This window comes from Planktothrix tepida PCC 9214 (assembly GCF_900009145.1).
Classification (GTDB): domain Bacteria; phylum Cyanobacteriota; class Cyanobacteriia; order Cyanobacteriales; family Microcoleaceae; genus Planktothrix; species Planktothrix tepida.
Genome location: NZ_LN889802.1, coordinates 344639 through 366544 on the forward strand (window position 1 = coordinate 344639; position 21906 = coordinate 366544).

Genomic DNA, 21906 nt, shown 5'->3' on the forward strand with positions numbered 1-21906 from the left:
GACAAAAAACAGAGATTACGCTCAATTTTTTGATAAAATCTGTTAAGAAATGCGTTTGAACTCGAATTTCTAAACGTCGTCAGAGGAGCAAATCTCGGTCTTCTGTTGATCGAGGGGACAGATTGTTGAATTGAGGTAAAAATAACTTGGCTAAACAAGATCTCATTGAAATGGAAGGGACAGTCACTGAATCCCTTCCTAATGCTATGTTTCGCGTAGACTTGGATAATGGGTTTAATGTCTTGGCGCACATTTCGGGCAAAATTCGTCGGAATTACATTAAGATTTTGCCGGGAGATCGCGTCAAAGTAGAATTAACCCCCTATGACCTAACCAAAGGCAGAATCACCTATCGTCTACGCAAAAAATAGATTGAAATCTTATCCCTTAGCCTTTGGGGTAAGGGTTAGACTAGATAAAAATCAGGTTTTCAGTGATATAATAATAAATTTGTTGTAGTGTCGCCCAAATTGGCATGAAAGTTCGAGCATCAGTCCGCAAAATTTGTGAAAAGTGTCGCGTCATTCGCCGTCGAGGACGAGTGATGGTGATTTGTTCTAACCCCAAGCATAAGCAACGCCAAGGCTAACACCCTGGGTGATTCGGCGAGGACTGGCTCTGGGTCTTCCTGAACACAGGAAAACGAAACAGACTCAAGATTTCAAACTGCTGCGATTCACGCCTAGCTTTGAACCCGCCTAGATCCTGGTTAAGTCTTTAAGGAGTAGCTACAATTATGCTCCTTCCCACGCGAAAGAGTGTGCAGTATCCATCTAAACCGTAGCTTCAACTTGCATTCAGGGCTCAAGCCCTTCAGCCGATTGGGGATCAATTAATTGCCTATCATTCTACTGCATGATTTAGGCATTGTTGTGATTGTACATTTTAAAGGGAGACGTTCATTGTGGCACGGATAGCCGGAGTAGACCTTCCACGGGATAAACGTGTTGAAATCGGTCTGACTTACATTTATGGAATTGGACTTTCACGGTCTCAACAAATCATCAAAGACACGGGTGTCAATCCTGATATCCGCGTTAAAGATTTGAGTGATGCTGATGTTGCAGCCCTACGCGCCGCCGTTCAACTGTATCAGGTGGAAGGGGATCTGCGACGGATGGAGGCGATGAATATTAAACGCCTCATGGATATTGGTACCTATCGGGGGCGTCGTCATCGTCTAGGTCTGCCTGTGCGCGGTCAACGCACACGGACAAATGCTAGAACCCGTCGAGGCGTTCGCCGTACCGTTGCGGGCAAGAAAAAAGCAGCCGCTAAGAAATAATTAGGCAGGGCGTTTCCAACGACAGAAACTGCTGATTAAACTCCAGCAGCGTTCTGAATTCACAGAACAAGAAAATCGTAAACGAGATTACTATGGCGCGACAAACGAAAAAAACAGGGCCTAAAAAGCAAAAACGTAACGTCCCCAATGGGGTAGCCTACATCCAATCCACCTTTAACAATACGATTGTAACGATTACTGACCCTAATGGAGAGGTCATTTCTTGGGCCTCTGCCGGGTCTACAGGATTTAAAGGGGCTAAAAAGGGGACTCCTTTCGCTGCACAAACCGCAGCAGAAAACGCGGGACGCCGAGCCAATGATCAGGGAATGCGTCAGATTGAAGTCATGGTCAGTGGCCCGGGTGCGGGTCGGGAAACCGCGATTCGCGCGTTGCAAGGGGCTGGTTTAGAAATTACCCTGATTCGAGACATTACTCCAATTCCCCATAATGGTTGCCGTCCCCCCAAACGACGTCGAGTTTAAGTGCAGTTGTGCAAAGCTGTACAGGTGCACGTGGGTCGCGTCTCTACTAGCAAGAATGAACCAAAACGCTTAGTTTCATTCTTTGCCTTATACTGTCAATTCATTTTGGGGTTCAATGGAGAAGGGAGGTCCATCGGTGGCGCAGTTTAAGATTGAGTGTATTGAATCGAACACTGATACAGACCGGAGTCAGTACGGAAAATTTGTCTTGGAACCTTTAGAACGGGGTCAAGGGACAACGGTTGGTAATGCCCTAAGACGGGTTTTACTCTCGAACTTAGAAGGATCAGCGATTACATCAGTCAGGGTTGCTGGTGTTAATCATGAGTTCGCAACGATTACAGGGGTTAGGGAAGATGTTTTGGAAATTCTGCTCAACCTCAAAGAAGTTGTTCTCAAAAGCTATACCCATCAAAAACAAATCGGTCGCTTACTTGTCCAAGGCCCAGCGACGGTAACCGCAGGTCATTTTGATTTACCGTCCGAGGTTGAGGTAGTAGACAAAAACCAATATATCGCTACCCTGGCTCCTGGAGCAACCTTGGAAATGGAATTCCAAGTTGAGAAAGGAACGGGATATCGGGCTGTTGAGCGCAGCCGGGATGAGGCAACGGCTTTGGATTTTCTCCAAATCGATGCCGTGTTTATGCCTGTGCGAAAAGTAAATTACACCGTTGAGGATGCACGGGTCGGGGGGTCTTTAGAAAAAGACCGACTGATCATGGAAATTTGGACAAATGGGAGTTTCTCACCCCAAGAAGCCCTGAGCCAAGCCGCCAATATTCTGGTGGATTTGTTCACCCCGTTGAAAGATATCACGCTGGAATCGATTAAAAGTGACCAGAATGATGATATCGATCCGACCAGCCAAATCCCTATTGAAGAACTTCAGTTGTCGGTTCGGGCTTACAACTGCCTCAAACGCGCTCAAATCAACTCAGTGGCAGACTTACGAGATTATACTCAAGAAGACCTATTAGAAATTAAAAACTTCGGTCAGAAGTCTGCTGAAGAAGTCATCGAGGCGTTACAAAAACGCTTAGGAATTACGCTACCTCAAGAGCGAGCCTCTAAACCGGCGGCTTCATCACCTTGAGAAGCTAGTTTGACCGAATTCAGTAAACAGTAATCAGTAATCAGTAATCAGCCAAAAGAAAATATAACCCTAAACTCTTGCACTGATAACTGATAACTGATAACTGATAACTGATTTAACCCACTCAATCATTTTCTACCTTAAGGTAATTATGCGTCATCGTTGTCGTGTTCCCCAATTGGGCAAACCTGCGGATCAGCGTAAAGCACTGTTGCGATCGCTGGCAACCGAACTTATTCGTCATGGTCGAATCACCACCACGAAAGCTAGAGCGAAAGCGGTACAATCAGAAGCAGAAAAAATGATTACCCTGGCCAAAGACGGCTCCTTAGCAGCCCGTCGCCAAGCCATGGGGTATATCTATGACAAACAACTGGTTCATGCCTTATTTGAGGGAGCCCAAGAACGGTATGGTTCGCGCAATGGGGGTTACACCCGTGTTGTTAGAACCGTAAGCCGTCGGGGAGATAATTCACAAATGGCAATTATTGAATTGGTGTAGGAACCCTGAGTGCTGTTGACGATTGGCGGTTGGCGGTTAATGGTCAACGGTTAAGCCTGGGGTTAATCCCTCCATTGCATAACAAATAATGGATCAACAGCGTATTGCCTTAGTGATTCAGTATCAGGGAACTCACTTTCAAGGTTGGCAACGACAACCGAATCAACGGACAGTACAGCAGGAAATTGAAACCGCGATTGCGACGGTAACTCAAACTCCCGTGACACTGCACGCGGCGGGTCGCACGGATACGGGGGTTCATGCGGCAGCCCAAGTGGCGCACTTTGATGCACCCAGCCATATCCCAGCTTATCGTTGGGCGACCATTCTCAACAATCGCTTATCTGAGGATGTGTTGATTCGGTCATCAGCTTCTGTTCCCTCCGCTTGGCACGCTCGCTTTTCCGCCAAATGGCGTCGATATCGGTACACCCTCTATACAGATCCTCGACCCAACTTATTTGTCCGTCCTTTCACTTGGCATTACTACCATCATCCTTTGGATGAACAGTTAATCCAATCCGCCTTAGAGCAATTACTGGGATATCACCATTTATCGGCTTTTCAACGGAGTGGCACATCCCGCCCCCATGCTTGGGTAGACATACAATTTGTCAGTTGTCAACGCCAAGAACCCTTCATCCATATTGAAGTGCAAGCCAGTGGATTTTTATATGGAATGATGCGGCTGTTAGTCGGGTTGCTGGTACAGGTTGGAAACGGGGAACGCTCCTTAGAGGAGTTTCGAGACATCTGGGTTCAAGAACGCCGAGAAGTCGTTAAATATGCAGCCCCAGCCCAAGGGCTTTGTTTATTGCGAGTTGGTTATCCAGAGTTTCCCTTTGATCAGGCTATTTGGTTTGATACTTTTCCTAAATTTGTTGTGGGTTGATGGTTGATGTTCCAACAGAGACCTGACACCCCAGTTAACGGGCAAGATGCCTGTTCCACACAACCGATTTATTCTTAAACTTAAGGACAATCAAGAATGACCACAAAAACCTTCCTTCCTTCAGAAACATCCCTAGAACCGAAATGGTATGTCATTGATGCGGCTGACCAACGTTTAGGTCGTTTAGCCAGCGAAGTCGCCCGCATTATTCGGGGAAAAAATAAACCCATTTACACCCCTCACTTAGATACGGGTGACTTTGTGATTATTGTAAATGCGGAAAAAGTTCAAGTGACGGGTAAAAAACGGACTCAAAAACTGTATCGCCGTCACTCCGGTAGACCGGGGGGCATGAAAACCGAAACCTTTGATAAATTGCAAGCCCGGATACCCGAACGAATTATTGAGAAAGCCGTTAAAGGGATGTTACCCAAAAATACCTTGGGGCGGAACCTGTTTACTAAACTAAAAGTATATGCAGGGCCGGATCATCCTCATCAAGCTCAAAAACCCGAAACTTTAACAATTAATACAATTCCAACAGGAGGTAATTAATGCAAGCAACCGATACTGGCCGTGCTGTTTATTGGGGAACGGGCCGTCGTAAATGTTCTGTGGCAAGAGTTCGTCTGGTTCCTGGCACAGGCAAATTGACGATTAATGGTAAAGAGGGCGATTTGTATTTGCAATACAACATGGGCTATCTGTCTGCGGCTAAAGCTCCCCTGGACACCCTGGGACTGGAAAATGAATATGATATTTTGGTCAGTGTCAAGGGTGGGGGTTTAACCGGCCAAGCCGAGTCTATCCGTTTAGGGGTAGCCCGTGCCTTATGTGAACTTAGCCCGGATAACCGCAAACCGCTTAAAACCGAGGGTTACTTAACTCGTGACCCCCGTGCTACAGAGCGGAAAAAATATGGTTTACGCAAAGCGCGTAAAGCTCCTCAATACTCCAAACGGTAAACCGAGACAAGGTTTACGCCCCTTGGGGAACAGAATCCCCGTTAAAATTGTAATTGAACACTTTGTAAATTTAGAACATTACTCGCCATGCCTAAACCTGGTATTCATCCCGAATGGTATCCAGAGGCTGAAGTTTATTGCAACGGTGAATTAGTCACAACCGTTGGTTCTACTCAGCCTCGGCTTTATGTTGATGTGTGGTCAGGAAATCATCCTTTCTACACTGGAACTCAGAAACTCTTAGATACGGAAGGACGTGTTGAGCGCTTCCTTCGGAAGTACGGCATGATGGATGATAAGCAAGCCCAAAAATAGCGAGGTTGTCGTTTGTCTGTCGTCTGTTGTCTGTAGTTTTCTCTACTGACAACTGACTTTTTCCGTTTTGGCAGGGCATTCGGTGCTGATTTCAAGTTGGACTCAGCCCTCCCCCAGCCTTTGATTTGATTGAGAGGTTCAATGCCTCTGACAACTGACAACTGACAACTGACAACTGACAAAGGACAACCTTATGGCTGATGCTTATCTTGTTGATAAACTTAAATCCATTGAACAAACTTTCAATGAGTTGACCCTGCGTTTAGCTGATCCTGATATTGCCACCGACCCGGATGAATTTCAACGGGTTGCTAAAGCTCGCTCCTCAATGGAAGAAATTGTGGTCGCGTATCAAGATTGGAAAACCGCTCAAGAACAACTCCTGGGCGCTCGTCAAGTTATGAAGGAAGCTGGAGAAGACCCGGAAATGCGGGAAATGGCTTCTCTGGAAGTGGCAGAGTTGGAAACCCAAATTAACCAACTGGAAATTCTACTCAAAATCCTGTTACTACCCCGTGACCCCAATGATGAGAAAAACATCATGTTGGAAATTCGGGCTGGAACCGGAGGAGAAGAAGCCAGTATTTGGGCTGGGGATTTAGTGCGAATGTATACCCGATATGCGGAAAGCCAACGCTGGCGGGTGAGTATGGTGAGCGAATCTCTGGCGGATATGGGTGGCTTTAAGGAAGCGATTTTAGAAATCCAAGGGGATAGCGTTTATAGCAAACTCAAGTTTGAAGCAGGCGTTCACCGGGTTCAGCGTGTTCCGGTAACGGAAGCTGGTGGTCGGGTTCATACTTCTACTGCGACGGTGGCGGTGATGCCAGAAGTGGATGAAGTGGACGTCGAAATTGATCCCAAGGATATTGAGATGACAACGGCTCGTTCCGGGGGTGCGGGGGGTCAAAACGTGAACAAGGTGGAAACGGCGGTTGACCTGTTCCATAAACCCACGGGAATTCGGATTTTCTGTACCGAAGAGCGCAGTCAATTACAAAACCGGGAACGGGCGATGCAAATTTTACGCGCGAAGTTGTACGAAGCAAAACTGCGGGAACAACAGGAGGCTGTAACGTCGATGCGTCGTTCCCAGGTAGGAACGGGGTCACGTTCTGAGAAAATCCGTACTTATAACTATAAAGACAATCGCGTGACTGATCATCGCTTAGGTGAAAATTTTCCTCTGGCTACAATTTTGGAGGGAAATTTAGAAAATGTACTGGGTGCCTGTATTGCTAAAGATCAAGAGGAACGGTTAGCTGAATTAGCAAACTCCACATCTAATCCCGTTTCAGTGTAATTCAAGGGGTTTTGGCTTTACTGTTGAGATCATGTTCTCCCAGAGTCAGTCCTAATTGCAGCAAGTGCGAGAACTCATCGGAGTCTCGCCTTTTTTTGACATTAAGCACCACTCATATTCAATATTTTCTCCCTAGAACCTATTTTTGGGGGTAAATGCAGTCCTCTTGCGCGCTTTAAGATAGAATTGAAGTTACAATTAATGGTTATCCTAAACTCCAAATTTTATCTAATTTTATTTTTAGTTTCCTAGAGATCAAGATATGCCGCAAAGCAAACTGAAACTCATGGTGGTTGATGATGAGCGAGATAATCTCGATCTGCTCTATCGAACATTTAGGCGGGAATTTCAGGTATTTAGAGCCGATAGTCCTTCTAGTGCTATGAATATTCTCGATACAGAAGGAGAAATGGCGGTGATTATTTCTGATCAAAGTATGCCTGAAATGACGGGAATCCAGTTTTTTACCCTGGTCACTGACCGTTTCCCTGATACAATTAGGGTTCTACTAACGGGTTATTCTGAAGATGCTTTAGAGTTGGATTCGGAAACGATAACATCAACTTTGATTTTTAAATGTATTACAAAGCCCTGGGAGCCTGAAGCATTTAAAGCCATTATTCAAAAGGCAGTAGAAACTTATAAAGCCAGCAAGGAGAGAGATGATAATAAAACTTAAAGGGTTAAACTAGATAGAAAATAAATAGATTATTTTTTAATTTAAAGTTTGGCTTTAATAAAATAACAATTATACTCAAGGAAATTAAAATGTTACGACTTGAACATATCAGTAAAATTTATTCTACAGGTTTAGTTCTTAAAGATATTAATTGGGAAGTAAAACCGGGCGATCGCGTGGGTTTAGTTGGGGTGAATGGGGCGGGAAAATCAACTCAATTAAAAATTATTGCGGGGGAAATGGAACCGACTTCTGGGGAAATTATTCGTCCAGCAAGTTTAAAAATTGCCTATTTAACCCAAGAATTTGAAGTTAATCCCACTCATACGGTTCGGGAAGAGTTTTGGACAGTTTTTGAAGCTGCAAATCAGATTCATGAATCTTTGACACAGGTACAACATGAAATGCAAACAGCAACTCCAGAGGAGTTAGATCGATTAATTAAAAAATTAGATCGTTTACATCGAGAATTGGAAGCCATTGGCGGGTATACATTGGAGTCTCAAATTGAGAAAATATTACCGGAAATGGGGTTTGATTCAGAAGATGGCGATCGCTTAGTTAGTGCCTTTAGTGGCGGTTGGCAAATGCGAATGAGTTTAGGAAAAATTTTACTTCAAGAACCGGATTTATTATTATTAGATGAACCGACCAACCATTTAGATTTAGAAACAATTGAATGGTTAGAAACCTATCTCAAAGGCTTAACAACGCCGATGGTAATTGTTTCCCATGACCGAGAATTTTTAGATCGTCTTTGTACTCAAATTGTGGAAACAGAACAGGGAGTTTCTAAAACCTATTTAGGGAATTATTCAGCTTATTTACAACAAAAAGAAGAAGCGGAATTAGCTCAATTAAGTGCCTATGAACGGCAGCAAAAAGAGTTAGAAAAACAACAGGCTTTTATTGAACGATTTCGAGCTAGTGCCACCCGCAGTACCCAAGCAAAAAGCCGTGAAAAACAACTGGATAAAATAGAACGAATTGAAGCTCCTACGTCCTATTCCCCCACCTTAAAATTCCGGTTTCCGTCGGCGGTGAGAAGTGGTCGAGAAGTGGTAAATATTAAAGATTTAACTCATTTTTATGATGAAAAAATCTTATTTTTAGGGACAGAATTATTAGTTGAACGGGGCGATCGCATTGCCTTTTTAGGGCCGAATGGGTGTGGAAAATCGACCTTACTGCGTTTAATTATGGGGTTAGAAGCACCCACAGAAGGCACTGTTAGTTTAGGGGAACATAATGTTATTCCGGGCTATTTTGAACAGAATCAAGCGGAAGCTTTGGATTTAGAAAAAACGGTTATGGAAACCATTCATGATGAAGTTCCTGAGTGGAAAAATGAAGAAGTTCGGACTTTATTAGGACGGTTTTTATTTAGCGGAGATACGGTTTTTAAACAAGTTGGGGCGTTAAGTGGAGGGGAAAAAGCGCGTTTAGCTTTAGCGAAATTATTACTGCAACCCGTGAATTGTTTAATTTTAGATGAACCCACAAACCATTTAGATATTCCGGCGAAGGAAATGTTGGAGGAAGCTTTACAACATTATGAGGGTACGGTTTTAATTGTTTCCCATGACCGTTATTTTATTTCTCGCGTTGCTAATAAAATTGTTGAAATTCGAGATGGAGAGTTTCGGGTTTATTTAGGGGATTATCATTATTATCTCGATAAGCTGGAAGAAGAAAAAGAACAAGCGCGTTTAGCTAAATTGGAAGCTGAGAAAGCCGCTAAAAAAGCAGCTAAGGATGCGAAGAAAAAAGCTAAGGCTAAAGGGAAATGATGACTCTCCAAAATTGAAGAAAAAACGCAGAAATGGGGACAAAAACATGAGTGTAACTTTTCCAATTCAAGCGATTAAACTCACTCCGGGTAGCCAGATTACTATTTCTAACCTATCTTGGCAAGATTTTGAACAAATTTTGATCGATTTGGGAGAAAAACGTAACAGTCGCGTTACTTACTACCGAGGAACCTTAGAAATTATGTCTCCTTTGGCACGACCTGATCGTCCCCACCGGATTATCGCCGATATCGTTAAAGCAATTTTAGATATTCAAGGGCGGGACTGGGAGGATTTTGGTTCAACGACGCTCAAACGTCCACCCCTTGCTGGGATAGAACCGGATACCTGCTTTTATATCGAAAACGCTCAACGGGTGCAAGGTTGTACTCGTTTAGATTTAAAACAGTATCCACCCCCAGACTTAGCAATAGAAGCAGATGTTACTTCTAAAACAACATTAGAAGCCTACGAAGCTATCGGAGTTCCTGAAGTTTGGATTTATGAAAATCAACAGTTAAAAATTTATTTGCTTTGTGATCAAAGCTATACTGAAACGGTTAATAGTCGGATTTTTCCTGAGTTATCCCTAACAGAAATTATTCCCCAACTGGTACCAAAAGCAATTGATTTAGGAACAAGCAAAATGTTACGCGACCTTAGAACTTCTCTCCCTAGCCGCCTCTCCTAAAAGGCAATGGGTTGAGGTGAGGTCAAAACTAATATGGAGGTGAAACGTAATGTCTCAGCAATATTCAATTGAACAAATACCTGTTAACCTGAATAAAATTATTCAGGAAGTCGAACAAGGTGAACCCATTGAAATTACACGCCAAGGTCAACAAATCGCCGTGATTCTTTCGACAACAGAATATGAACGATTAGTCAATAAAGCTCCTGGTTTCTGGGAATCTCTTCAACAATTTCGCCAAGAAATGATCGAAGAAGGCATCGAAATTGACCCCGATGAAGTGTGGAAAAATGTCCGCGACAAGTCCCCTGGACGTGAGGTGAACCTGTGAACCGCTTCTTACTTGATACTAACATTATATCTGAACCCTTAAAACTGGAACCCAATCCAGTTATCATCTCCAGGTTGCAACAATATCAGGAGGAAGTTTCTATTGCCACCGTTACTTGGCACGAATTAGTTTTCGGTTGCTATCGTTTACCTATTTCTAAAAGAAGAGAGAGAATTGAACAGTATCTTCACGAAATAGTCGAGCCAAATATTCCAATTCTTTCATATAATAGCGATAAGACGTTTAATTTTTTCCTTGACTTTTAATTGCTGTTAAGTTTACTATTAGTTTATTCTCCTTGTTATTAAGGGTAGGCGGGATTAAACTCTAACCATGTATATGTAAGGAAATAGATTGATGATTAAGAAAGAAGACTTATTGGAGCAATATGGTTCACCAAGAACCCAGCGTTTAGTAAGAGACTGTCTTTATAATTTTAGCTTGGTTACTCCAAGAGCTGTAAATGAACTAAATGACCAGTCACTTCACGAGAATTGGGGAAGAGAGTTGAATGTTTTGGATAAATACATAGCAGTTACCCTTTATTGGAGTATAGAACAAGGGAAATTTATAGAGTATCAAGGTGGTTTTATCGTCGCGGCTGGCTTGTTAAGAAATCGATATAATGTTCCATTAGACATCTCCGAAAATCTCCAAATGCCCTCTATCGCTACTTTTGGAATCTCTAGCACTCCTGTGCCGGCTTCTCCAAAAGTAACGGATTCATAGGCTTTTTCAGTCACATTAATAATAACTAATGAATTTTATCTCTGATATACAATTATTTCTCAAAAGAATTCTGGGCAATTCTTAGATGGTAATACAATCGCTCCTATTCGCCATCTTATTAATCCACATACTGTCAAGATTACTGCTTCATAATTTTGCCTCTTTAACCGAAATCTTTCTGAAGCAACTCGATAAATTTTTATCAGTCTTATTAAATGTTCAACTACAATCCTTTGTTGGGCTTTTAACCGATTTTCTTCTCGCTTTTCCGCCGACATCTCTTGATTCCTCGGTTTCTTATACGGTGTATTAATTGCTGTTTCTCCTACATAAGCTTTATCCCCTCTGTATTTTTGATTATTCCCCAATTCCTGGCTTCTTTCTCTCCACAATTTCAGATCACTTGTTGCTCCGGTATAACCCACAGCTACATCCACTATTTCTTTTCCATTTGGCATGACAATGACTTGATTTTTAAAGGTATGTGTCTTTTTCTTTCCTGAGTAATATTTTTTCTGCTCTTCATTGTCTGTTGGTCTTTCCCTGGGCTGTTCATAGCTATCTACTACTAACTCAAATTCCACCAGAATTTTTTCTACCCACTCCCAATCACTCTCGTTTTTTTTTACTTGCTCTAGCAAACTCGCTGGTAGTAATTCTCTCAAGATTTTTATCCAGTTATGGAAAATATCATTCGCTGTTGATTCACTGACTTCAAACTGTAACCCTAACATTTGAAATGTCGGCATTTGATGCAGATAAATTAGAGTCAGTAAGATTTGTTCCTCCACAGATAATTTCTGCCGACGACCCCCACCTGCTTTAATCAACCTGATTTTAGTTTTTTCTTTTTCCTGTCGTTTTTCTTCTTCTAATAACTCCGCAGCTTGAATGAGTTCTATCATCTGTTCATATTCCATCCCTAATAGCCTTTTTGCTTGCTGGGGATTCTTGTCCAGATAGTCTCTTAATTTACTCATCTCTAATCCGGGGTAAAATTTAATTTTATCATCTTTTTACCCCTCCTTTTTTCTATTTTGGAGATGTCTATTGTATTTAAAGTTTGAACCAAATCAACGTAACAGTCTACCACCTTGGGCATTAACATATGCTGGAACTGGAGAAAATTTCAGTGATGATGTGGAATTGCCACCACCGCCAGAAGTACCAAAAGCGCCTGAAATCCCCAGGGGTAATGAAATTGTGGTGAAAGATGAACATATACTCCGTGATAATGTCGAGAGAATAGAATTTCTTGCTCCAGCCAGCACGGTGACTCAAATATGTGCATTAAATGGTGCAATTCAATGGTCTATACACAGGGAGTTGTATCAGCCTTGTTGGTATTATGGAAAAATGCAGTATTTTATCCCTGTTTATCTAAAGAGCCAAGAAAATATTACCAAAACTCCCGATTTAATTGCGCCTTTAGAAGTTCGGTCAGGTCAGTTTCCTCTACTGGTTAGAACGGTAATGAATCCACTCAAACAAACATCCTATTATGGCAATATTCGACCAGTAGTACCTAGAGCGGATCAGCTTAAGCCTTGGATTATTAGTAGCTGGAATGAAGCAATGACTTCTCCAAATGAAATGAGTGACGATGATGATTAAATACTAGATTACTGAAGTCGCTTCTATTATTAGAAGTGGAATTAATAGAAAAATTACACTCATTAATAATTCGATAAAATCAAAAATATTAGTGAGGGCTAACTTCGTTTAAAACCAACAAAAAACAGGATAGTAAAATTTAAGGTATCCTAGAACCTTCTAGCCCTTAGAATACAGATAATTATTCTCGGAAACAACAGTAAATATACGGATTTTCAATCAGTCTTTGCTTTTAACCGAATTAAGCCCTAAACTTGAGAAAATTACAGTGAAATACTAAGATGGAAATCCAAATCACCCTAACGACAGGAGAGCCTTATAGGTTTTATTGCGACTTGAAATTGATTTTTTTATATTAAGAATTGTTGCAGATTAAAAAAAAATAAGAATTTTTGAACAACACAGAAAAGCTCGCTGTATCTTAAACAATATCTTGGGTTTGACAACCCACAACAGCTTAAAAAACTTAAATTGAAACAGGACTTAATAATGATCAATACTGGAATACCAGTTTCTCAAGGGACTGGCGTTGTCTTAAAAGCACCTTTATCGGGATATATTCTCCCCCTTGAACAAGTTCCTGACCCGGTATTTGCTCAAAAAATGGTTGGGGATGGGATTTCAATTGACCCGGTGAGTCAAGTTTTAATAGCCCCTTGTGATGGGGAAGTTATACAACTCCATCCCTCCCATCATGCTGTCACTCTCAAAACAGCAGAAGGGTTAGAAATATTGATGCACATTGGTTTAGATACCGTTACATTGCGGGGTGAAGGGTTTAAGCCTAAAGTTAAAATGGGCGATCGCATTCAAACCGGTGATCCCTTAATTGAATTTGATATTGATTATGTTGCCCTTCATGCTAAAAGTTTGCTCACTCAAATTGTAATTACAAATAGTGAGGAAGTGGCAAATTTTCAGGCAAATTCTGGCAATGTTATTGCTGGCGAAACGGTGATTTTAAAACTCATTTTGTCCACAACCGTTAAAAAGCAGACTCCTACTTCTAATCAGACCATTACTTCCGATGAAATTATTATTCCTAATCCCACAGGATTACACGCTAGACCTTCGGCTGTCTTAGCCAATTTAGCCAAAAAATATCAATCGAAAATTCGGTTACAACGGGGCGATCAAGACGCCAATATTCGCAGCGTTGTTGGGTTAATGGGGTTAGAAGTTAATCACGGAGATCGGGTGGTTTTAGTCGCCCAAGGGCTAGATGCAGCAGAAGCGATCGCCGAACTCTGCGATGCCATCCGTTCCGGTTTAGGAGAAGAAGGAACAGTCCCCATTGCTGCACCTGCGAGTGTTGCTCAAGGGGACATCTCAGCACCGCCTCCCCGTCGCCGTTCTGATGATCCCAATCTAATTTTAGGGGTAGCAGCATCCTCCGGGGTAGCTGTCGGTCAGACGTTCCGAGTTCGGGAACAGGAGATTGAGGTGAAAGAACGGGGCGAAAACCCCAATTCAGAACGGCGTAAACTAGAAGCCGCCATTAAACAAGCCCAATTAGAGGTAGAAGCGTTACGCGCTAATGTACATGGACAAGGTGATCCGAGTAAATCGGCGATTTTTGCCGCTCATCAAGAATTATTAGAAGATCCCGAATTAATTGATATTGCAACCAGTACCATTGATAAGGGAAAAAGTGCCGCTTTTGCCTGGAAACAAACCTTTACCAATAGTGCAGAACAATTAGCAAAATTACAAAATGAATTGTTATCTCAACGGGCAAATGATGTCCGAGATGTGGGACAACGGGTACTCAGAATTCTTACAGGAGTCAATTCAACCGGGCCTATTTATCCCGATAATACTATCTTGATTGCTGAAGATTTAACACCTTCAGATATGGCAACGTTAGATCGATCTAAAGTGATTGGATTTTGTACTGTTGCGGGGGGAGCGACTTCTCACGTTGCGATTTTAGCTCGTTCAATGGGAATTCCAGCGATCGCAGGAACGGAACCCCAAGTGTTAGATTTACCTGATGGAACTTGGGTGATTTTAGATGGCAATAAAGGAACGTTGCAGCTAAACCCAACTTCCGCAGAAATGGAAGAGGTGAAAACCTTACAAATTGAAATTGCTAAAAAGCGAGAACAGGATGTAGCTAATGCGATGAAACCCGCCATCACAACGGATGGGTATCGAATGGAAATTGTGGCAAATATTGGCAACCAACTAGATGCAGAAACTGCCGTTCAATTAGGCGGAGAAGGGGTGGGTTTATTGCGAACCGAATTTATTTTTATGGATCGCTCATCGGCTCCCACAGAAGACGAACAAACCGAGATTTATAGCAGTATTGCTGAAGTTTTAGGAAAGGAAAGACCGTTAATTATTCGGACGTTAGATGTTGGGGGAGATAAACCTTTACCTTATTTACCCATTCCCCATGAAGAAAACCCATTTTTAGGAGAAAGAGGCATTCGAGTTGGGTTTGATCGTCCTGAAATTTTAAGAACCCAGTTAAGAGCCATTCTGAGATCAGCGTCTTCGGGAAATCTGAAAATTATGTTTCCCATGATTGCGAGATTAGAAGAAATAAAAATGGCAAAAGCCATGTTAGAAGAAGAACGAGAAAAGTTAAATGCTCTGGCGGTTTCTGTGGGAATTATGGTAGAAATTCCAGCCGCAGCAATGATGGCTGAACAGTTTGCCCAAGAAGTTGATTTCTTCTCTATTGGAACCAATGATTTAACCCAATATACTTTAGCAATGGATCGAGGACATCCAAAACTTGCTCCTTATGTTGATGGCTTAAATCCCGCTATTTTAAGATTAATTGATTTAACCGTAAAAGGAGCAACTAAACAGGGAAAATGGGTAGGTGTTTGTGGTGGCATAGCCAGTGATCCGCAAGCAATTCCATTATTAATTGGTTTAGGCGTTAAGGAATTAAGTGTCAGTGTTCCCAATATTCCTAGTATTAAGGCACAAATCCGAGAATTAAGTTTAGTTCAATGTCAAGAATTAGCCCAAAAAGCATTAAACGCAGAAACAGGAGCAGATGTTCGGGTGCTTTAATCAGTGTAGAGACGTGCCATGGCGCGTCTGTAGCAGTTATCAGTTATCAGTAACAAATCTGATAGAGTCCTGAAGGACTCACTACATTTGATAGAGCCCTGAAGGGCTCACTACTTAAGAAAAACAATGCTAAAAAACGCTTTTGCTTTATTACAAAAAATGGGAAAGTCTTTAATGCTTCCCGTTTCTGTGTTACCCATTGCTGGTTTATTATTGGGATTGGGGAGTGCTCGTTTAATTGAATTGCAAAACTTGGCATCGGGAACGATTACCTCCCCTAAATTTTGGTGGTTACCTGATTGGTTAGCCACCATTATGAAGAATTCCGGGGATGCTATTTTTGGCAATTTACCGATTATTTTTGCGATTTCCGTTGCTATTGGATTTGCTGAAAATGATGGGGTTTCTGCCTTAGCTGCGACCGTTGGATTCGTTGTTTTTGTGGCTTCATTGGGGGCAGCTTCTACCACTTTATTTGGCATGAATCCCGACGATTTAGTCAAAGTCATGGGGATTTCTTCGTTAGATACGGGGGTATTTGGGGGTTTAATTATGGGCTGTGTTGCAGCTTATTTATTTAACCGATTTTTCCGAATTCAACTCCCACAATATTTAGGATTTTTTGCCGGAAAACGATTTGTTCCCATTATTACGTCCTTTGCAGCGATCGCAATGGGAATTTTAATGAGCGTGATCTGGCCCCCCATTGGAGACGCGATTTCTGCGGCTGCAAATGCGGCTGCATCGGGAAATAATGTTAGTATTACCGCCGCAATTTATGGGGTTGTAGAACGCTTATTATTGCCCTTTGGATTACATCATATTTGGAATGTTCCGTTCTTCTTTCAAATTGGTTCCTTTACTGATCCGATTACAAACCGAGTCGTTACCGGAGATATTAATCGCTTCTTTGCAGGTGACCCAACAGCCGGAATTCTAGGGGGTGCTTATTGGTTTAAAATGTTCGGTTTACCTGCTGCTGCCATTGCCATTTGGCGGGCTGCAAAACCCAAAAATCGGGTGGTAACGGGAGGGATTATGATCTCCGCAGCTTTTACCTCTTTTCTAACCGGAATTACCGAACCGATTGAATTTTCATTTATGTTTGTCGCCCCAGCTTTATATGGAGTTCATGCGTTAATGGCAGGGTTTTGTGATTGGTTATTTATTACCCTCGGTGGGCGTATGGGATTTACCTTTTCCCAGGGATTTATTGACTTTTTCCTATTCAATAGTTTAGGAACAAAAGCTTGGTTAATTCCCGCTTTAGGGCCATTTTTTGCCGCTTTATATTTCTGTGTGTTTTACTTTGGAATCCGACAGTTCAATTTACCTACCCCAGGTCGAGAAGATGATGTAGAAATAGTAGAAAATATTGCCCTAGGAACCGGAGTAGGTAGTCTAGCAATGGAACTGGTACGAGCTTTTGGAGGACGCAGTAATATTACAACATTAGATGCTTGTATTACTCGGTTACGCATCACGGTTAAGGATATGAAAAAGGTCAATAAAGACCGACTGAAAGCGTTAGGCGCATCGGGAGTGTTAGAAATTGGAAATAACGCCCAAGCTATATTTGGCCCTCGTTCAGAAAACTTAAAAACCGATATGATTGAATATCTCAAAACGGCTGGCCCAGAAGCAGATATTGTGGAAAGTTCACCCTCTGCAACAGCTTCTGCTGATTCCATACAAAATGAGGAAATTTCACCTACAATTACCCTAGATGTAGAGGCAAAAAATCGGATTCAAAATATCATTATTGCTCTCGGAGGAAAACAGAATATTCAAACGGTTGAGGCAGTTGCTTTAACTCGATTACGAGTCCAAGTGATTGATAATACCCTAATTGATGAAGCGGCATTAACAGCGGCAGGTGTAGAAGGAATTTTACGTTTACCGGATGGGATCTTGCATTTATTAGTCGGTTTAGGAGCCCAACAATATGCAGCCCAAATTAGTAATCAGTAATTAGTTAATAGGGAACAGGGAGCAGGGAATTACGAATTACTGATCACTGATAACTGTTTACTGATATAGGCGGAATTCAATATGTAGGGGTAATTCATGAATTGCCCCTACTCCTAATCTTTAAATCGGTGTAAAATCCAGGTTAAGATTAAGTTGATTGGCTTGTACTCCCGGTAAAAATGCAATTAATTCCTGTTGACCGGATTTGTTAACATAAATACCGGCTCCTGTTCCATAACCTGATAATGTTAAATCATTGAATGTAATTACATCCCCAGTTTTATAAGCAAAGTAATCTTCACCAACCTTAAAATCAGTAATAAACGCAAAATCCGTTAAACCTCCAGTTGAATAATAACTGGTAGAATCAGAACTTCCCAAATAAAACGCATCAAATCCGGCTCCACCCACTAAGGTATCAATTTCACCCGATCCCGGACTGGCAGTATTAACATCCACACCCGCTACATAATCATCCCCAACATCACCAGAAACATAATCATTCCCCCCTCCACCTGCCAGTAAATCTTGGTCTTTCCCCCCAAACAAAGAGTCATTATTAACTCCCCCAACTAAGTAGTCTGAACCTAAATTCCCAAAGAGTTGATTAGTGCCTGATTCTTCAATCAGAATATCGTCTCCTTTTCCTCCAAAGAGTAAATCATTTCCGGGGTTGCCATAAATCAAGTCTTTTCCCGGATTGCCATTAATCGTATCATCACCCGCAAGACCTTGTAGAGTATCATCTCCTTCTAAACCATAGATTTCATCGTTTTCGACAAATCCAGCGAGATTATCAGCTAACGTAGTTCCTAAAATTAAAGTCATTTTAATCAGTTATCAGTTATCAGTTATCAGTTATCAGTTATCAGTTATCAGTTATCAGTGTAGAGACGTGCCTGGGCGAAGCTGGTTCATGCCGTAAGGCTATTGCCGTAGGCTTTTGGCGCGTCTGTATAAGTAATCAGTCATTAGTTATAAAGCAGTTGTTGTTTGTTGTCAACTAATGGAAATCTTTATTTTGCTTCATTCACGGGATTTCTTTGATTTACTGATTACTGATTTTTGAGTTGTGGCGATCGCAACAACACCCGCCACCGGAATTTTAGCGTGTTGGAATTGATCAATGGCTGCTTTTACGGTTGCACCTGTGGTATAAATATCATCTAAAATTAAGACTGAACCTGGGGGACGGCGACGACGGAAATCTTGACCTAAATTAAAGACACTTTGCATTTTTTTAAACCGTTGTTCGGGTGATAATTCATGTAATGCTTCTGTTTCTTTAATTCGTTCTAAACCGTGAGCCACTAGAGATAAACCTGTGATTTCACAAAAACTTTTCGCTAAGAGTTCTGCTTGATTAAATCCCCGTTTTTTTAATTTAGCGACGTGTAAAGGAATCGGTACAACTGTAACAGACGACATTTCCCTCGGAGTCGATAACCAAGTTTCTGCTAATCCATAGCCTAAAGGTTTAGCTAATTCTGTATGATGATTATACTTCAAGGCTGCGATCGCTCGCTTGAGAACGTCTTTATATTGTCCCCAGACACAAAGCGGTATTTCTGTAGCAAATTTAGTCCCTTGGGGAAATCGACAGCGAAGTAACTGTCGTTGACAATAATCACAGAGTTCTGTATTAGCAGGTCGGTTACACAATGGACAATTGGGTTTAAGAAATAAGTTTAAAAGTGCTTTCATCATTCTGTTGACTGTTTGCTGTTGACTGTTTTCTGTTCCCTAGCACTACGCGCTATAATACCCGACCCCCAGCTAACCCCCAAAATCAGTTTGTCATATATCACAATTAGTAATTAGTGAACTTAGCTGAAGGCGTGGATAATTTTTATTGGCTTGACGAAATTCAACCTTCTGATCGAGAAGTTGTCGGGGAGCAAGCGTTCTATTTAAGTCATTTACTCCGTCAAGGTCATCCGATATTACCGGGTTTCGTTGTGACGGCTCAATTATTCTGGGAATTTCTACAAACGATTGACTGGTTAGAACCTTTGTTTGTGGATTTACCCCAATCATCCCTTTATTTTGATGTTAATCAACCTCGTCAATTACAAGCGATCGCTCAACACCTTTGTCAACAACTCATCGATACCCCTTTACCGGAATCTTGGGTTCAACAAATTCAAGCTTATATTAACCCATTAAATACACCTGCATTGATATTTTATCCAAGCCTGAGTATTCCCCATCAATCCCCCATATCAGGACTATTAGAATCGGTAATTTGTTGGGGAGATGCTGAAGCCGCCTTATTAGGACTTAAACAAGCATACTGTGAATTTTTTCGGGCTAGAAGTTTATTATATTGGCAACGATGTGGTCTGCGATTACAAGATTTACAGCCTACGGTATTAGTTCAACCCCTTCAGTCTGCAATCGCGTCTGGATTGGTTCAGATTCAGCCTGATGCTTGGGAAATTCACTCAACTTGGGGTTTAGAATTCTCCCTACTCTGGGGAGAGAACTATCCTGATCTTTATAGAATTGAACCCCAAACCGCAAGGATTGAATATCAACATTTAGGCTCTAAAACAATTGTCTATGATTTAAAATCTTCTCCGCAGCAACCGACCCAATATCCCATTCCTCAAAAGCAATTTGGAACAGGAGTTACTCAACTTCCGATTTACGCCACCTTAGTTTCTGAACAACAACCGGAATTTTCCCTGACACCGAAACAACTCCAACAGTTAATTGAAAGAACTCAACAGGTTATCAACGATTTACCTGTGATCACCCAATTCCATTGGGGTTTATTTCAATCGTCCCAGAACCCAGAACCCCAATTATATCTCGCTGGGGTTGGATCTCCTGAAATCCGTCTTTTATCTCATCCGTTGAATTCTGAGTCTACCTCTGAACGTCAACCCCGTTTTCAAGGACTGGCGGTCGCTTCTGGACAATGTAACGGAACTGCTTACATCCTGACTACCCCAGACTCTATTCCCTCCCAATTACCCGATAATACGGTGTTAGTGGTTCCTACGATTACTTGGGATTATTTACCGTTATTAAGGCAATGTGTGGGAATTGTGGCTGAACAAGGGGGAATGACCAGTCATGGTGCAATTGTGGCGCGAGAACTGGGAATCCCTGCGGTCTGTGGTATTGTGAATGCAACAGTACAAATTAAAACAGGTGAGTCCGTGTTTGTAGATGGCAAGCGCGGAGAAGTTTATTTTATGGAACAAGATCATTCGGTGAATGAAGGGTTATCAGAACAAAGTCTTCAGCAACAACACTTCTTTGAAACCCACTTCATACCGAACGCGACCCCGTTGATGGTCAATATTAGTCAATCGAGTTCTATACATCGACTCCACTCTTTACCCATTGATGGAGTGGGTTTACTGCGTTCAGAATTAATGGCGATTGAAGTCTTAGAATTTCCTCAACATTCCCCTGTTTCTGAGGGAATCCGAAGCAAATTCTATAATTATAGTCGTTGGATTGAACCAGAACACCAACCCGCATTTATTCAACGAATGGTAGAGCCCCTGAATCAACTGGCAATTATTTTATCTTCTCGACCTCTCTATTATCGAGCGTTAGATTTACGCGAATCAGGAAAAGAGGAAGGTAATTTTCCGGTTTCAAACTCCCCATCGCTAGAACGTCTCGCTTTATTCGATTTAGAACTCAAAATTTTATTACAATTATATGAATCCGGTTATCAAAACATTTATCTAATTTTACCGTTTATTCGTTGCGTTGAAGAGTTTTTAATCTATCGTTATCGCATTGAAAGTTCAGGATTAAGTCATTATCCTCAGTTTCAAGTTTGGATTATGGCAGAAGTGCCATCGCTGTTATTTTCATTACCCGATTATGTCAAAGCAGGAGTGCAAGGTATTTCTATTGGAACGAATGATCTCACGCAATTATTATTCGGAATTGATCGCAATCAAATCCACAGTTCTCCTGACAATCAGATTGAATATGAACGCCATCCTGCGTTAAAAAAAGCGATAAAACAGTTCATTAAAAAGGCGAGAAAAGCCAAAATTCCTTGTTCAATTTGTGGCGATGCACCCGCCTTATATCCTGAATTAATTGAAGATTTAGTGCGTTGGGGAATTACATCGATTTCTGTTAATTTAGATGCTGTCGAATCCACCCATACCGCGATCGCCAAATCCGAAAAACGCATTCTCCTTAAAGCTGCACGCCAACAGATTTAGAGCCGCAAACAGGGGGAGAAGAG

At 41.8% G+C, this 21906-nt stretch carries 24 protein-coding genes; 21 read left to right on the forward strand and 3 right to left on the reverse strand.

Annotation, left to right across the window (positions count from 1 at the left end; translation table 11 throughout):
* Window positions 1–146: 146 nt before the first annotated feature.
* From infA to PL9214_RS15865, 17 genes are all read left to right on the forward strand, one after another.
* On the forward strand, window positions 147–371 hold the full coding sequence (gene infA, locus PL9214_RS15785; RefSeq protein WP_008191178.1) for a translation initiation factor IF-1: 225 nt from the start codon (window positions 147–149) through the stop codon (window positions 369–371).
* Between the two features lie 104 nt (window positions 372–475).
* The gene (gene rpmJ, locus PL9214_RS15790) at window positions 476–589 is read left to right on the forward strand and encodes a 50S ribosomal protein L36 (RefSeq protein WP_071782548.1); all 114 of its coding nucleotides are present in this window, start codon (window positions 476–478) and stop codon (window positions 587–589) included.
* 315 nt (window positions 590–904) lie between these two features.
* Window positions 905–1285 (forward strand): 30S ribosomal protein S13, encoded by a 381-nt coding sequence (rpsM, locus tag PL9214_RS15795; protein WP_072719729.1) that lies wholly within the window; start codon window positions 905–907, stop codon window positions 1283–1285.
* Between the two features lie 92 nt (window positions 1286–1377).
* Window positions 1378–1770, forward strand: coding sequence for a 30S ribosomal protein S11 (rpsK, locus tag PL9214_RS15800; protein WP_072719730.1), 393 nt, complete (start codon window positions 1378–1380; stop codon window positions 1768–1770).
* Window positions 1771–1906: 136 nt separating this feature from the next.
* Window positions 1907–2866 carry a DNA-directed RNA polymerase subunit alpha gene (locus PL9214_RS15805; protein ID WP_186440374.1) on the forward strand — a complete coding sequence of 320 codons (960 nt, stop codon included), beginning with the start codon at window positions 1907–1909 and terminating at the stop codon, window positions 2864–2866.
* Window positions 2867–3017: 151 nt separating this feature from the next.
* Window positions 3018–3368: a 50S ribosomal protein L17 gene (rplQ, locus tag PL9214_RS15810; RefSeq protein ID WP_072719732.1), complete on the forward strand. Its 351-nt coding sequence runs from the start codon at window positions 3018–3020 to the stop codon at window positions 3366–3368.
* 85 nt (window positions 3369–3453) lie between these two features.
* Window positions 3454–4260, forward strand: coding sequence for a tRNA pseudouridine(38-40) synthase TruA (gene truA, locus PL9214_RS15815; protein WP_072719733.1), 807 nt, complete (start codon window positions 3454–3456; stop codon window positions 4258–4260).
* Window positions 4261–4356: 96 nt separating this feature from the next.
* Window positions 4357–4815 carry a 50S ribosomal protein L13 gene (rplM, locus tag PL9214_RS15820; RefSeq protein WP_072719734.1) on the forward strand — a complete coding sequence of 153 codons (459 nt, stop codon included), beginning with the start codon at window positions 4357–4359 and terminating at the stop codon, window positions 4813–4815.
* Window positions 4815–5225 (forward strand): 30S ribosomal protein S9, encoded by a 411-nt coding sequence (gene rpsI, locus PL9214_RS15825; RefSeq protein ID WP_072719735.1) that lies wholly within the window; start codon window positions 4815–4817, stop codon window positions 5223–5225. The genes rplM and rpsI overlap by 1 nt, the downstream gene beginning before the upstream one ends.
* Window positions 5226–5312: 87 nt before the next feature.
* Window positions 5313–5540: a 50S ribosomal protein L31 gene (gene rpmE, locus PL9214_RS15830; protein ID WP_072719736.1), complete on the forward strand. Its 228-nt coding sequence runs from the start codon at window positions 5313–5315 to the stop codon at window positions 5538–5540.
* Between the two features lie 193 nt (window positions 5541–5733).
* A complete protein-coding gene (gene prfA, locus PL9214_RS15835; protein ID WP_072719737.1) occupies window positions 5734–6843 on the forward strand; it encodes a peptide chain release factor 1 in 1110 nt (369 codons plus the stop codon).
* A 262-nt stretch (window positions 6844–7105) separates the two neighbouring features.
* On the forward strand, window positions 7106–7522 hold the full coding sequence (locus PL9214_RS15840; RefSeq protein ID WP_072719738.1) for a response regulator: 417 nt from the start codon (window positions 7106–7108) through the stop codon (window positions 7520–7522).
* An 89-nt stretch (window positions 7523–7611) separates the two neighbouring features.
* Window positions 7612–9312, forward strand: coding sequence for an ABC-F family ATP-binding cassette domain-containing protein (locus tag PL9214_RS15845; protein WP_072719739.1), 1701 nt, complete (start codon window positions 7612–7614; stop codon window positions 9310–9312).
* A gap of 46 nt (window positions 9313–9358) precedes the next feature.
* The gene (locus tag PL9214_RS15850) at window positions 9359–10003 is read left to right on the forward strand and encodes a Uma2 family endonuclease (RefSeq protein ID WP_072719740.1); all 645 of its coding nucleotides are present in this window, start codon (window positions 9359–9361) and stop codon (window positions 10001–10003) included.
* A gap of 49 nt (window positions 10004–10052) precedes the next feature.
* Window positions 10053–10334, forward strand: coding sequence for a type II toxin-antitoxin system Phd/YefM family antitoxin (locus PL9214_RS15855; protein WP_072719741.1), 282 nt, complete (start codon window positions 10053–10055; stop codon window positions 10332–10334).
* Entirely contained in the window at window positions 10331–10600 is a 270-nt protein-coding gene (locus tag PL9214_RS33070; protein WP_072719742.1) for a PIN domain-containing protein, read from the forward strand. The genes PL9214_RS15855 and PL9214_RS33070 overlap by 4 nt, the downstream gene beginning before the upstream one ends.
* A gap of 91 nt (window positions 10601–10691) precedes the next feature.
* On the forward strand, window positions 10692–11063 hold the full coding sequence (locus PL9214_RS15865; RefSeq protein WP_072719743.1) for a hypothetical protein: 372 nt from the start codon (window positions 10692–10694) through the stop codon (window positions 11061–11063).
* A gap of 59 nt (window positions 11064–11122) precedes the next feature.
* On the opposite strand, the gene PL9214_RS15870 is transcribed toward PL9214_RS15865, so the two are convergent.
* Window positions 11123–12043, reverse strand: coding sequence for an IS5/IS1182 family transposase (locus PL9214_RS15870; RefSeq protein WP_072717485.1), 921 nt, complete (start codon window positions 12041–12043; stop codon window positions 11123–11125).
* 70 nt (window positions 12044–12113) lie between these two features.
* On the opposite strand from PL9214_RS15870, the gene PL9214_RS15875 reads away from it, so the two are divergent.
* The 3 genes from PL9214_RS15875 to ptsG all read left to right on the forward strand — a co-directional run bounded on the left by PL9214_RS15875 (window position 12114) and on the right by ptsG (window position 17681).
* Window positions 12114–12677 carry a hypothetical protein gene (locus tag PL9214_RS15875; protein ID WP_072719744.1) on the forward strand — a complete coding sequence of 188 codons (564 nt, stop codon included), beginning with the start codon at window positions 12114–12116 and terminating at the stop codon, window positions 12675–12677.
* Between the two features lie 489 nt (window positions 12678–13166).
* On the forward strand, window positions 13167–15710 hold the full coding sequence (ptsP, locus tag PL9214_RS15880) for a phosphoenolpyruvate--protein phosphotransferase (RefSeq protein WP_072719745.1): 2544 nt from the start codon (window positions 13167–13169) through the stop codon (window positions 15708–15710).
* A gap of 126 nt (window positions 15711–15836) precedes the next feature.
* Window positions 15837–17681 carry a glucose-specific PTS transporter subunit IIBC gene (gene ptsG, locus PL9214_RS15885; protein ID WP_072719746.1) on the forward strand — a complete coding sequence of 615 codons (1845 nt, stop codon included), beginning with the start codon at window positions 15837–15839 and terminating at the stop codon, window positions 17679–17681.
* Window positions 17682–17801: 120 nt separating this feature from the next.
* On the opposite strand, the gene PL9214_RS15890 is transcribed toward ptsG, so the two are convergent.
* Window positions 17802–18509, reverse strand: coding sequence for a calcium-binding protein (locus PL9214_RS15890; RefSeq protein ID WP_072719747.1), 708 nt, complete (start codon window positions 18507–18509; stop codon window positions 17802–17804).
* Between the two features lie 198 nt (window positions 18510–18707).
* Window positions 18708–19388 (reverse strand): ComF family protein, encoded by a 681-nt coding sequence (locus PL9214_RS15895; RefSeq protein WP_072719748.1) that lies wholly within the window; start codon window positions 19386–19388, stop codon window positions 18708–18710.
* A gap of 113 nt (window positions 19389–19501) precedes the next feature.
* Between PL9214_RS15895 and PL9214_RS15900 the strand changes: the two genes are divergently transcribed.
* A complete protein-coding gene (locus PL9214_RS15900; RefSeq protein WP_083580051.1) occupies window positions 19502–21883 on the forward strand; it encodes a putative PEP-binding protein in 2382 nt (793 codons plus the stop codon).
* Window positions 21884–21906 lie beyond the last annotated feature (23 nt).

What these genes read in the sequence shown, in the direction of transcription:
- ptsG (WP_072719746.1), top strand. Translation starts at nt 15,837, where the DNA reads ATGCTAAAAAACGCTTTTGCTTTATTACAAAAAATGGGAAAGTCTTTA.
- PL9214_RS15840 (WP_072719738.1), top strand. Translation starts at nt 7,106, where the DNA reads ATGCCGCAAAGCAAACTGAAACTCATGGTGGTTGATGATGAGCGAGAT.
- prfA (WP_072719737.1), top strand. Translation starts at nt 5,734, where the DNA reads ATGGCTGATGCTTATCTTGTTGATAAACTTAAATCCATTGAACAAACT.
- rpmE (WP_072719736.1), top strand. Translation starts at nt 5,313, where the DNA reads ATGCCTAAACCTGGTATTCATCCCGAATGGTATCCAGAGGCTGAAGTT.
- PL9214_RS15855 (WP_072719741.1), top strand. Translation starts at nt 10,053, where the DNA reads ATGTCTCAGCAATATTCAATTGAACAAATACCTGTTAACCTGAATAAA.
- rplQ (WP_072719732.1), top strand. Translation starts at nt 3,018, where the DNA reads ATGCGTCATCGTTGTCGTGTTCCCCAATTGGGCAAACCTGCGGATCAG.
- rpsI (WP_072719735.1), top strand. Translation starts at nt 4,815, where the DNA reads ATGCAAGCAACCGATACTGGCCGTGCTGTTTATTGGGGAACGGGCCGT.
- PL9214_RS15870 (WP_072717485.1), bottom strand. Translation starts at nt 12,043, where the DNA reads ATGAGTAAATTAAGAGACTATCTGGACAAGAATCCCCAGCAAGCAAAA.
- rpmJ (WP_071782548.1), top strand. Translation starts at nt 476, where the DNA reads ATGAAAGTTCGAGCATCAGTCCGCAAAATTTGTGAAAAGTGTCGCGTC.
- PL9214_RS15890 (WP_072719747.1), bottom strand. Translation starts at nt 18,509, where the DNA reads ATGACTTTAATTTTAGGAACTACGTTAGCTGATAATCTCGCTGGATTT.
- PL9214_RS15895 (WP_072719748.1), bottom strand. Translation starts at nt 19,388, where the DNA reads ATGATGAAAGCACTTTTAAACTTATTTCTTAAACCCAATTGTCCATTG.
- ptsP (WP_072719745.1), top strand. Translation starts at nt 13,167, where the DNA reads ATGATCAATACTGGAATACCAGTTTCTCAAGGGACTGGCGTTGTCTTA.
- rpsK (WP_072719730.1), top strand. Translation starts at nt 1,378, where the DNA reads ATGGCGCGACAAACGAAAAAAACAGGGCCTAAAAAGCAAAAACGTAAC.
- PL9214_RS15845 (WP_072719739.1), top strand. Translation starts at nt 7,612, where the DNA reads ATGTTACGACTTGAACATATCAGTAAAATTTATTCTACAGGTTTAGTT.
- rplM (WP_072719734.1), top strand. Translation starts at nt 4,357, where the DNA reads ATGACCACAAAAACCTTCCTTCCTTCAGAAACATCCCTAGAACCGAAA.
- PL9214_RS15865 (WP_072719743.1), top strand. Translation starts at nt 10,692, where the DNA reads ATGATTAAGAAAGAAGACTTATTGGAGCAATATGGTTCACCAAGAACC.
- PL9214_RS15850 (WP_072719740.1), top strand. Translation starts at nt 9,359, where the DNA reads ATGAGTGTAACTTTTCCAATTCAAGCGATTAAACTCACTCCGGGTAGC.